The organism is Paraburkholderia sediminicola (assembly GCF_046027355.1).
Lineage (GTDB): Bacteria > Pseudomonadota > Gammaproteobacteria > Burkholderiales > Burkholderiaceae > Paraburkholderia > Paraburkholderia sediminicola_B.
This window is the reverse complement of record NZ_JAQQEK010000028.1, coordinates 60637-71740: the sequence shown is the minus strand read 5'-3', so window position 1 is coordinate 71740 and position 11104 is coordinate 60637. Positions and strand designations below refer to the sequence as shown.

Below are 11104 nucleotides of genomic sequence, written 5' to 3'. Positions count from 1 at the left end.
TTTGCTATGCCAGTCATGCATTTCAAGGTTCGGTGGCCGGATGGTCACGAAATAGATTGCTACTCGCCGTCGGTGATTGTGAGCGAATTCTTCACTCCTGGAACTCACTACCCGGTTCGGGATTTTGTGTCGCGCTCAAAGGAAGCCCTCAACATCGCATCGGAGCGCGTGCGAAAAAAGTATGGATTCGCCTGTTCCGCAGCCATGGACCAGCTGGCACAAATCGAGGAACTGGCGGAGCGCTTCACGGACGAGAGCGCAGCTGTCACCGTGCTCGAACTTCGTTGACTGGCGATCTGCGTCCACAGGACGGAGCGTTCTCCTTCATTCACCGCATCTATCAAAGGCAGACAGAAAATGTCCCTCTCAAACGTCACAGCGAACCAACCGAACATCGAGCCCGGCCATTACAGCGTAATCGTGGTCGGCGGTGGCCAGGCCGGCTTGTCTGTGAGCTACTACCTGAAACAGGCGGGGATCGACCACGCCGTCGTCGAGAAAAAGACGGTGACCCATACCTGGCGCAGTCAAAGGTGGGATGCCTTCTGCCTTGTGACGCCCAACTGGCAATGTGCTCTGCCCGGGCATCCCTATAGCGGGCCGGACCCGCATGGCTTCATGAAGAAGGACGAGATTATCGAGTATCTGGACGGCTTTATCGCGAAGGTCAATCCTCCGGTCCTTGAGAATACCGGTGTCATTCGAGTCAAGCGCGGAGATGACGGCATTTATGCCGTTGAGACGACGGGTGGCGATTTCACGGCTGACCAGGTCGTCGTGGCATCGGGCGGGTACCACGCGCCAATCGTGCCTCGTATGGCTGAGCGTCTCCCGGGCGAGGTATTGCAGGTGCAATCGTCCGAATATCGAAGTCCCGAAGCGCTTCCAGAAGGGGCTGTGCTCGTGGTCGGTTCGGGACAATCGGGCGCACAGATCGCAGAAGACCTCCAACTCGCCGGCCGAAAGGTCTATCTCGCCGTTGGCGAGGCGCCGCGCTGCGCTCGCTTTTATCGGGGCCGCGACGTTGTGGATTGGCTCGCTGATATGCGCTATTACGATATGCCAGTCGAGAAGCATCCCTTGCGGGAAGGAGTTCGTGATAACACCAATCACTACGTAACCGGCCGCGACGGAGGCCGCGACATCGATCTGCGCAAGTTTGCGTCGGAAGGCATGGAATTGTACGGACAACTCGATGAGCTTCAGGACGGTCAGCTCAAATTCTCGCCAAATCTGATCGCTAACCTCGACGACGCGGATGATGTCTACAACCGCATCAACTCAAGCATCGACGCGTTCATCGAGAAGAACGGGATTGACGCACCTATGGGTGAGAAGTACGAACCTGTATGGAGTCCGGCAAGCGAACGGACGACTCTCGATCTCGCTCGAAGTGGCATCAAATGCGTAATCTGGTGTATTGGTTTCCGTCCGGATTTCAGCTGGATTGATGCGCCGGTCTTTAACGGTCGGGGCTATCCAGCTCATCATCGTGGCATTACACCCCAGCCTGGGTTGTATTTCGTGGGTCTGCCGTGGTTGCACACATGGGGCTCAGGCCGCTTCTCGGGCATCTCGCGAGATGCGCAGTACATCGTTGACGACATTGTCTCGGTTCGCTCGGCGGCTGGCGGACAGCAAGAGAGCATGGCGGCGTGACGTCATGTACCTGACGACGCAAGGCTATCGTGCCGGCATGCCGCAACTCAGCCTGACCGGCATATCTGAAAACTGGATTCTGAAGGAGTGCGGACAGAAGCACTGGGACGCGCTAGCGAGTCACGGCCAGCGTGAGCGGCCGGACTTCTTCGACGATGTCGGACGACGGTCTTACGCTGCGTTCACCGCGATTCGTGTCCGAACTGCCGGATTTGAAAAAGTGCGTGAGAACGACGATTTCGAAATCCGCACGTCACTTCGCAGAGTCGGTCAGGCACGGCATTTCAGCCGTCATGAGTTGATCTCCCGTGGGGAGGAGCACTGCAGCGTCTCAATGTCGTCAACGTTTGTAACGCGTAGCGAAGTGGGAAATAACCGTTCCATATCCAGAGCGACGCTCACTTCGCTGACAGGGGAGATTGCCGACCCGCCAGCGGAGGCTGCCGAGATGTTTGCCTTGGGTAAGGCGGTACGGAACTCAGATCTGGGCAACCGAGAAGCTATCTCGCGCGAGCTGCTGCCAAATTTGAATACTCAATATGTCTCATCTTGCGAATTCCATCCATGTCCAAACGGCGATTTCAACGGTGCCGACCTGCTCTATTTTGCAAGTTTTCAGGCTTTCGTTGATAGAGCGGAGTGGCAGACTCACAAGTTCAAGGAGCCGCCCGTAATGACTGCCCGAGACATGTTCTTCTACGGGAACGTCAATCTGGGAGACTCCGTCCTTGTTCGTACGATCGGCAAGCGGATTGATAAGCGGGGAATTGCACACTGGTGCCATGTTTTGCGCGCGAGCGACGGCGCGAAGATTGCCGACGTTATAACCGAGAAACGGTGGAAAAATTCATGACGGCCCGGAAAGGTTTGCCGAAAGTGAGCGGCACGATCGAACTGAAACCTCTTTACACGGCGAGCGATATCTCTGGGATCCCGCATGTGAAGAGCTTGCCCGGCGAGGCTCCGTTCGTACGCGGTGTTCATGCGTCGATGTATAGCGGTAAGCCTTGGACAATCAGGCAGTATGCGGGTTATGCCGATGCTGTTGATTCCAACCTCGCGTTCCGACGTGCTCTGGCGGAAGGGGCTCAAGGTCTGTCAGTCGCATTCGACCTGCCGACTCAGAGGGGCTACGACTCCGACGACGCGGGCGTTCATGCAGATGTTGGCATGGCTGGTGTGGCCATCGACACCGTTGAAGACATGGTTCGGCTATTTGAAGGCATCCCTTTGGACCGTGTCTCAGTTTCTATGACCATGAACGGAGCGGTACTGCCCGTTCTGGCAGCTTATATTGTTGCAGCCGAAGAAAGTGGTGTGGAGGTTTCCGGGCTGACCGGCACAGTGCAGAACGATATCCTCAAAGAATATATGGTGCGAAATACCTATATTTTTGCTCCAGAGGAATCGTTGCGGATCACGAGCGATGTTGCTCAGCATCTTGCCAGGGTGGCACCACGATTCAATACTCTTTCTGTCTCGGGCTACCATTTTCATGAGGCGGGGGCTGACGCAGTGCTGGAGCTTGCACTAACGTTTGCCAACGCCTGTAAGTATGTAGAGATACTCCTCGCGAACGGCATGTCAGCCGATCTCGCTTGCGAGCGGATCAGTTTCTTTTTTGGCGTGGGAAAACAGTTTTTCGTCGAGACGGCCAAGTTACGCGCTGCCAGGTTGATCTGGTCTGAGTTGGCGGCGCAATACGGAGCATCGACCGAGAAAGCTCGCGGTTTGCGAATGCATTGTCAGACCTCGGGGTTTTCGCTCAGCGCTCAGCAGGCCGACAACAATGTTGTCCGTACGACCGTCGAGGCGATGGCCGCAATATTCGGTGGCACGCAGTCGCTTCACACTAACGCGTACGATGAAGCCTTGTCGCTCCCATCGGCCGATGCATCGCGGCTTGCTCGAGATACGCAATTGATCCTTCAGCATGAAATGGGGCTGTGTGACGTAGTGGACCCCTGGGCGGGCTCGTTCATGATGGAGTCGCTTACCGATCAGGTTGCGCGCCGCGTCCGGGAAAAGCTTGGCGAGATCAAGGAGCAGGGCGGTGTGCTGGAGGCGATCCATTCCGGGTGGGTGCAGCGCGAAATTGGGGTGGCGGCAACAGAAGTGCAAGCGTCAACTGACTCCGGAAAACGGGTCGTCGTCGGGTTGAATCGTTTTGTATCACCAGACCCGGATACTGCCGTATCGGTCCCGAGCATGGTGATTGATAATCAGCATGTGCGCACCCAACAGGTGCGACGGATCAATAGCGTCAAGATCCATCGTGACGCGAGTGCTGTAACCAACTCCCTGAGGCACCTCACCGAAATCGCCCGGACCCGGCGCGGAAATCTCCTGCAGGCAACGATCGATTGCATGCGCCTAAGAGCGACGGTTGGCGAATGCATCAAGGCATTAGAGGCTGTCTGGCCCCGGTATTCAGCTGCCATGCGCATCAGCCACGGCATATATGCTTCAGCGCGAGGGCGCGACAGTCGATGGGAGGGGGCCTGCGATGCTGTGCGGGAACTTGCAGCGGAGTTAGGACGCGCACCGGGTATCCTGCTTGTAAAGCTTGGGCAAGACGGGCATGACAGGGGCATAAAGTTGATCGGCAGCGCGTTGTCGGACGCCGGATTCCGAGTTGTTATGGGTGGATTGTTCGGACAGGCCTGCGCCGTGGTCGATTTTGCATGTGCAGAAATGTGCGACGTTCTGGGTGTTTCGTCGCTGGCGGGAGCTCACTTAGGCCTGGTTTCTGACTTATTTGGCGAGATGGAGCGGCGAAATTTGACCATTCCAGTTGTCTTGGGTGGCATCGTCCCTGACGAGCACGCCCGAAGTCTCAAACGGCGCGGGATTGAAGCTGTGTTGGGGACGGGTATGTCAATGGAAGCGATCGTTGCGTCGCTGGTCGAAGTGGTGCGCCGAAGAATCCGTGAGCGGGCGGCTAGCGCGCGCGGCACGCATTCCGCCCAGACTCAGTCGATTGACTTTTAGCAACCAGGTCGGTTCCGGTGGACTGACCTGGCGAGGTTCAAACCAGGCATTGTCAACTTACGGAACTTCGTCGATGTTGATGCATAAAGCACTGTGGCTCAGAAAGCAGTCGACGGAGTTTGGGTGACGTTGGTAAATTCGCGCCATGCGGCGAACCGGGCCGCAAGGTGTTTGCGATAGAGAGAAGCGCGCAGCAGATGTCGTTTCAGTGCGAAGTGCTGACGGATCGGACCGAAGCTCGTCAGGAAAGCCTGCGTGCGCTTCGGGTCGCGAAAGGCTCGCATGCGCCGCTCGCGCTCCCGCGTGGGCTGATGGCTGTTCTCTGCACGGTTGTTGACACGGGCCGCAGCCTTGACGAACACGTGCTTCACGTTGACCAGCTCCGGGATTTCGGCTTTCGCTGCCGGATAGCTGCGCAATTGATCGGTGACGATCTTGCGTGGCACCGGGTTCGAGCGCAGTACACGCTTGAAGAAACGTTTGGCGGCGGTCTTGTCGCGACGCTTTTGCAGCAAGATGTCGAGTTCGACGCCGTGCTCGTCGACTGCACGCCAAAGCAGGTACGGTTCGCCACGCAGGGTAACGAACATCTCGTCTAGGTGCCACGTGCTACCCGACTTGCAGCGCGCCGCTTTCACCCGATGGGCAAAGCCCGCGCCGAACTTCTCGCACCAGCGGCGAATCGTCTCGTAGCTGACCGTCACGCCGCGCTCGAACAGCAACTCTTCAATGTCGCGTAGGCTGAGCTGGAACCGAAAATACCACCGCACCGCATGGCTGATGATCGACGCCGGGAACCGGTGGCCGTGATAAAGCGATTTCGTTTTCGTCATCGCATCATGTTACGTGAACGCCCCGCCAACGTGACAGTGCCCTACTGACCGACACAATTGACGGCGAAGTGCTCGATGCCGCCGGCCCGCAATGCAAGATCTTCGCAAATTACGCTGTTGGCTTCAATAACTTCGACCTGCAGGCGGCGACTCAACGCGGCGTGATCATGACCAATACGCCGGGTGTGCTTGACGACGCCACGGCAACACATGCATGGGCGCTAATGCTTGCGACAGCACGGCGCATCTCTGAGTCCGAACGCTTCGTGCGTGCGGATAAGTGGCAGGGGTGGGCGCCGATGGCATTTATCGGCCAGGACGTTGACAACATGACTCTGGGTGTCGCAGGCATGGGTCGGATCGAATCGAAATTCGCGCGCAAGGCGGCCGCCTTCGACATGAAGGTGATCTACACCGACGCACAGCGCAATCCCGAAATCGAACGTCAGGTCGGCGCGACATTTGTCGACAAGGATACGCTCCTGCGAGAGTCGGATTTTCTCTCGTTGCACCTGCCGCTTCTGCCAGAAACGCAGCATTACATCGGCGCGGCCGAGCTTGCGAAGATGAAGCGGACAGCCATCCTGATCAATGCAGCCCGCGGTCCGCTGGTCGATGAAAAGGCACTGGTTGCCGCGCTGCGCGACAAGGTAATTTGGGGGGCCGGGCTCGACGTGTTTGAGCGCGAACCCGAACTCGAGCCAGGATTGAGCAGCCTCGATAACGTGCTTGTCGTACCGCACATCGCTTCCGCGACGATCGAGACGCGCCTTGCGATGGGTAAGATCGCAACGGAAAACGTCATCAGCGTGCTGAAAGGCAAAAAGCCGCAGACCTGTATCAACCCCGAAGTATTGGGCTCCGCGGCGTAATAGCTTGTCGAGGCTGTCAACCGTTTAAGAAGAACTCATTGAAGAGAATGAAATGAACGCGTCCCACCCCGTGACCGAGTAGGAGGAAAGGCGAGGCAGTGGATCCTCACGGGCCAACGGCATCGATGTGCCCACGTGGAAATACGAAGTTTTCCAAGGCAATCGGAGGAACCAGTGGTGAATTGTACGGCAGTGGGCGTGGATATCGCCAAACACGTGTTCCAGGTGCATTACGTCGATCAGGAAACCGGCGAGATTGTGAACAAGCCGATCAAGCGAGCGAAGTTCCTTGAGCACTTCGCAAACCATGCGCGGTGTCTGATCGGGATGGAAGCATGTAGTGGTGCGCACCACTGGTCCCGGCAACTTACGAAGATGGGGCATGAGGTCAAGTTAATGCCTGCGGAGTTCGTAAAGGCATTCAATGTACGAAACAAGAACGACGCTGCCGATGCGCGGGCGATCTGGCTGGCCGTGCAGCAGCCGGGCAAACCAGTCGCCGTGAAAACGGAAATGCAGCAGGCGATGCTGGCGTTGCACAGGATGCGACAGCAACTGATCAAGTTTCGCACGATGCAGATCAATAACCTGCGAGGGCTGCTGACGGAATACGCCGAGATCATGAGCAAAGGCGGGGAGAAGCTGGCCAAAGAAATACCCGCCGTGCTCGAACGGATTGAGGAGCGTCTGCCCGCTGTGTTGGTCGATACGTTTCGCGAACAGTGGAACGGACTGACGAAGCTCGACGAGCAGGTAACGGAGATCGAACGCCGTATGCGCGAGTGGAAGAAGGAAGACAAGGCAGTTAAGGCGATCAGCGAGATTCCGGGCGTTGGGCTGCTGACGGCGACGGCGGCAGTCGCGATGATGGGTGACGCGAAGGCGTTCAGGTCGGGACGGGAGTTTGCCGCGTGGGTGGGGCTTGTGTCGAAGCAGACAGGTTCGGGCGGGAAGGTAAACCTGCACGGCATCAGCGTGGTGATACAGCACTACGAACACTTCTGATTCACGGCGCTCGCGCTGTTATTCGTATGGCAGCCAATAAGCCTGAAATGAACGATTCGTGGGTCATGAAACTATGTCGACGCCGGCACAAAAACATCGCTGCCGTCGCGCTTGCAGCAAAGAACGCCCGAACGGCGTGGGCCTTGCTAATACGCAAGCAGGTCTACCAGGTTAGCCATGTTCCCGTGCGAACTGACGTGACGGTTTAACAGGCCCAGGTTCTAAGCGTAAGAACAACACCTACCTTCCAGAGGTTGCTTGAGCAGACTTCAATTCGATGACAGAACGGTCGGACCGTGGTGGGCCAAACCCGCTTTGCACCAAGGGCAATCAAGCCCGTGGCTCTGATGGGGTACCCACTCGCGGATATTCATCGTGGGCCTGCAGCGAGCGCTGCGAATCGAGCCCGGATACATGGCTGCAACCTCGACCCAATGCCAGAGAGTCAGACTGCTTGACAACTGGGAGTCGTCCATACATGGTGCAAACAGCCGGTGAAGCCGAGACGTCTCCAATACAGAGAATGCCTTATTTATTGAATAGGAAGCATTCCAGACGGCGAGTGCAGTAGTATTCTTGAGTCCGAGAGTTCTATTCGTTGGTGTCGCAAGGACTCCTTGTCATTGCGGCATTTTCTTGCCTTGCCGCCATTATCGCGACACAACCCCGCCGAGGGCGATCACACTTTCATGGTCGGCCTTTCCGTGCCGGGTGGGAATACACACCACGAACCGTCATCGTGTCTGAAGAAAAAAAACGCAAGCAAGCCAGTCGGATGTTGCGCTTCAACGCGCACATAGCGCCTCTGATTCGTACCCATGCGACTAAACCGCGTGACGTGAGCCGGAATCGCAGGAGTGGGCGCCAGCCACTTTTCGACCAGCAAACGCAGGGACCTCTGACCGGTGTTCATCGTCTTCTCCTTTGACCTCTTTGTCATCGCGCAAACGGCGACCGCTTTTCTGCTACGAGACCGAGCGCTGAAACAGTCTTGCGGCTCGCCCTCGCCCAGCTAACCGCATGGGCCATGCCAGCATCGCCGCTGTGACATCAAGTCATTGATTTGGTAGGTATTTTTGTCAGTTGGTTGGCGCTTTTAACGGGTATCAGTTGCGCAAAGCGTTCGATTTCCGGACGGTGCTGTATTTCGGGCATAGAATTCAGACGGAGGGCCCGCGGCTGCGGGGCGAGTGCGTCGTAGTCGATCGCTGATGGGCACACCCGCGGCGTCAAGGCGTGGCGCGACGGACGGGTCCAATCGCGCCGCGGCCTGCGCCTGGCGGTGAGGCGTTCGAAACCGCTTCGTTCGAACCGCCGAACGTGCCTCGGCGCTCGCGGCGCGCGCCGGGGGCGGCGCGATGTCGACCGAGGCCATCGCCGTCACAGGCAAAAAGAAAACGCCATAAGGCGAACCCTCTGATGGGGTGAGGTACTCGTGCTCACACGGAGACAGCATGAAAGAGACAGGCTCGCCAATGGACTGGTTTTCCAGTCCCGATCGGGACGCCAGCGTCATGGCGGCGTGGGAGCGTTTGATTCAAGGTGACAAGCCGCCCTCTGGTGCCCTTCGTGGGGTCGTTGACGATTCCTGGCATCGCTGCCTTGATGGCCGGGTGGCTCCCGATGCGGCAGGCGCCCCACTACCGCTGGAAGAAGGGGCTCTGTTCGACTTGCGCGTCAGGAACGACCGCCTGATGCATGCTAGCGTGCCGCTTATCCAGCAGACACGCGAGTTCGTTTCGCAGACGGGGACCATTCTGCTGCTCGCGGATCCGGACGGCATGATCCTCGAACTGGCCGGCGACACGCGCATCGTTGAACCCGCCGGCGAGGTCCGGTTGATACCGGGTTGTAACTGGACCGAGCTCAGTTGTGGCACCAACGCGATCGGCACGGCACTCGCTTTGCAGCAACCGGTGCAGATCCATGGTTCGGAGCATTTCTGCGCGGGTATCAAGCAATGGACTTGCTCAGCTACGGTGATCCGCGATCCGCTCGACGGCACCGTACTCGGCGTACTCGATGTCTCGGGGCTTGCGCAAACCTACAGCCAGCATAGCCTGGCGTTTATCGTCTCGATGGCCGGGCGTATCGAGAGCCGGCTTGGGAAGTTCGCAATGGAGCGCCGTCTGCGCCTGATGGAGCGTTGCATGGCTTACTGCTCCGGTCGTACGGACGGCGTCGTCGTGGTGGACGAGTCCGGACGTCTCGTCAGAGCCAACCCACAGGCGTCAGCCGCCTTTGCACGGCTTGGCGTATCAGGCGCACTGGACAACGCTTTTCCGATCCCGGACATCGCCAGGATTGCGGGTGGCTCCATGTTGCCGCAATCACCGGCGTGGTTGCTTCTCGCACGAATTGAACGCGTCACTGAAGGCGCCGACACGCTCGGCTTCATGTTGATTGCGCCGGCTGCCAGTCGGCGCGCCGCTCCGTTGTCTGACGCGATGCCGGTCGCCGAGCCCACGCCTGCCGCGGCGTTCTCTCGCATTATGGGCACGAGCCCCGCACTGCGGACGGCTATCCAGAAGGCGCAGCAACTGGCCAAAGCTTCGGTCCCGGTACTGCTCCTGGGCGAAACCGGCGTTGGCAAGGAGTTGTTCGCGCAAGGCATCCACCAGGCCAGCTCGAGGGCAAACGGTCCCTTCGTCGCACTGAACTGCGGTGGCTTGTCCCGCGATCTGTTGAGCAGTGAACTTTTTGGTTATGCCGAAGGCGCGTTTACCGGCGCACGCAGGTCAGGCATGACAGGGAAAATCGAAGCGGCGAATCAAGGCACGCTGTTCCTCGACGAGATCGGCGAAATGCCACTCGACATCCAGCCGCATCTGCTGCGGGTGCTGGAAGAAGGGGAGATATACCGGCTGGGTGAAAACACAGCTCGCAAGGTCAGCTTCCGTCTGATCGCCGCAACGCATCGCGACCTGCGTGCAGAAGTCGCTGACGGGAAATTCCGCATGGATCTGTATTACCGGCTGGCCGTCACGAACATCTCCATACCGCCGCTGCGCGAACGCAAGACGGATTTGCCAGAGATGATCGAGCATTGGTTGAGTGTCTCGCGCGAGCGGTACGGCGTAACCCATGCCGTCTTTGACGACGTGGCATATGGATGCCTGCTGAACTACACCTGGCCAGGTAACGTCCGCGAGATGCGAAATGCGATTGAGGGCGCGGTACTCATGGCCCGCAACGGAATCATTACAGCCGCAGAGCTGCCGCCCGAAATCGGCGCCTCGACTGTTTCTTCTGGGGGTGCTCGAGATACGGCGTCCTCTGGGTTGTCTGCACTTGCGCGCCAAAAGGTCCGGTCGCTGGAAATGGCGGAAGCAGAGTCGATTCGTTTTGCGATCCAGCAAAGTCACGGCAACCTGACCCAGGCGGCCGCGCAGCTTGGCATAGCGAAAAGCACGCTCTATCAGAAGATCAGGAAGTACGCGCTTGCGCACGACCTCGGGATCACCCGGCGTGTCAGCCGGTAACGTTGAACCTGGTCGACTTCCCGCACGTCACGCTCCCCGTCAGACCTGCGTTCGAATTCCGCTCTCCAAACGGCCGACCGTTCAGGAACCGGTCGTTGCGCGAGCGTCTCGTTCACCGCGAGCGCGCCGATAGTTCCCGGAAAAGCCAATCCATTCAGTAGTTTGCCGGTAAGCCGCCGATTCGGCGGTCATTGGCATATCCCTTGCCTTTAACTCCTCCGAAGCGAATCGCAACACTCGCTTCACATCGCGCCTCCCCGTT

Annotated in this window: 7 protein-coding genes and 1 pseudogene; 7 read left to right on the top strand and 1 reads right to left on the bottom strand. The window is 58.3% G+C overall.

Annotation, left to right across the window (positions count from 1 at the left end; genetic code table 11):
- The first annotated feature begins 6 nt into the window (after window positions 1-6).
- The 4 genes from PQR42_RS34600 to scpA all read left to right on the top strand — a co-directional run bounded on the left by PQR42_RS34600 (window position 7) and on the right by scpA (window position 4650).
- The gene (locus tag PQR42_RS34600) at window positions 7-288 is read left to right on the top strand and encodes an MSMEG_0570 family nitrogen starvation response protein (RefSeq protein WP_408494843.1); all 282 of its coding nucleotides are present in this window, start codon (window positions 7-9) and stop codon (window positions 286-288) included.
- 69 nt (window positions 289-357) lie between these two features.
- Window positions 358-1659, top strand: coding sequence for an MSMEG_0569 family flavin-dependent oxidoreductase (locus PQR42_RS34595; RefSeq protein WP_408494841.1), 1302 nt, complete (start codon window positions 358-360; stop codon window positions 1657-1659).
- A gap of 4 nt (window positions 1660-1663) precedes the next feature.
- Window positions 1664-2512, top strand: coding sequence for a Pnap_2097 family protein (locus PQR42_RS34590; protein ID WP_408494839.1), 849 nt, complete (start codon window positions 1664-1666; stop codon window positions 2510-2512).
- Entirely contained in the window at window positions 2509-4650 is a 2142-nt protein-coding gene (gene scpA / locus PQR42_RS34585) for a methylmalonyl-CoA mutase (RefSeq protein WP_408494902.1), read from the top strand. Before PQR42_RS34590 ends, scpA begins: the two co-directional genes overlap by 4 nt.
- 98 nt (window positions 4651-4748) lie before the next feature.
- On the opposite strand, the gene PQR42_RS34580 is transcribed toward scpA, so the two are convergent.
- Window positions 4749-5483, bottom strand: a complete 735-nt coding sequence (locus tag PQR42_RS34580; protein WP_408494837.1) for an IS6 family transposase — start codon at window positions 5481-5483, stop codon at window positions 4749-4751.
- Window positions 5484-5527: 44 nt separating this feature from the next.
- Between PQR42_RS34580 and PQR42_RS34575 the strand changes: the two genes are divergently transcribed.
- The 3 genes and pseudogenes from PQR42_RS34575 to PQR42_RS34565 all read left to right on the top strand — a co-directional run bounded on the left by PQR42_RS34575 (window position 5528) and on the right by PQR42_RS34565 (window position 10842).
- Window positions 5528-6355, top strand: coding sequence for a 2-hydroxyacid dehydrogenase (locus tag PQR42_RS34575; RefSeq protein ID WP_408494900.1), 828 nt, complete (start codon window positions 5528-5530; stop codon window positions 6353-6355).
- 177 nt (window positions 6356-6532) lie between these two features.
- A pseudogene (locus PQR42_RS34570) lies at window positions 6533-7569 on the top strand (IS110 family RNA-guided transposase).
- Between the two features lie 1245 nt (window positions 7570-8814).
- The gene (locus tag PQR42_RS34565; protein ID WP_408494835.1) at window positions 8815-10842 is read left to right on the top strand and encodes a sigma-54-dependent Fis family transcriptional regulator; all 2028 of its coding nucleotides are present in this window, start codon (window positions 8815-8817) and stop codon (window positions 10840-10842) included.
- The last annotated feature ends 262 nt before the right edge of the window (window positions 10843-11104 follow it).

What these genes read in the sequence shown, in the direction of transcription:
- PQR42_RS34600 (WP_408494843.1), top strand. Translation starts at nt 7, where the DNA reads ATGCCAGTCATGCATTTCAAGGTTCGGTGGCCGGATGGTCACGAAATA.
- PQR42_RS34595 (WP_408494841.1), top strand. Translation starts at nt 358, where the DNA reads ATGTCCCTCTCAAACGTCACAGCGAACCAACCGAACATCGAGCCCGGC.
- PQR42_RS34590 (WP_408494839.1), top strand. Translation starts at nt 1,664, where the DNA reads ATGTACCTGACGACGCAAGGCTATCGTGCCGGCATGCCGCAACTCAGC.
- scpA (WP_408494902.1), top strand. Translation starts at nt 2,509, where the DNA reads ATGACGGCCCGGAAAGGTTTGCCGAAAGTGAGCGGCACGATCGAACTG.
- PQR42_RS34580 (WP_408494837.1), bottom strand. Translation starts at nt 5,483, where the DNA reads ATGACGAAAACGAAATCGCTTTATCACGGCCACCGGTTCCCGGCGTCG.
- PQR42_RS34565 (WP_408494835.1), top strand. Translation starts at nt 8,815, where the DNA reads ATGAAAGAGACAGGCTCGCCAATGGACTGGTTTTCCAGTCCCGATCGG.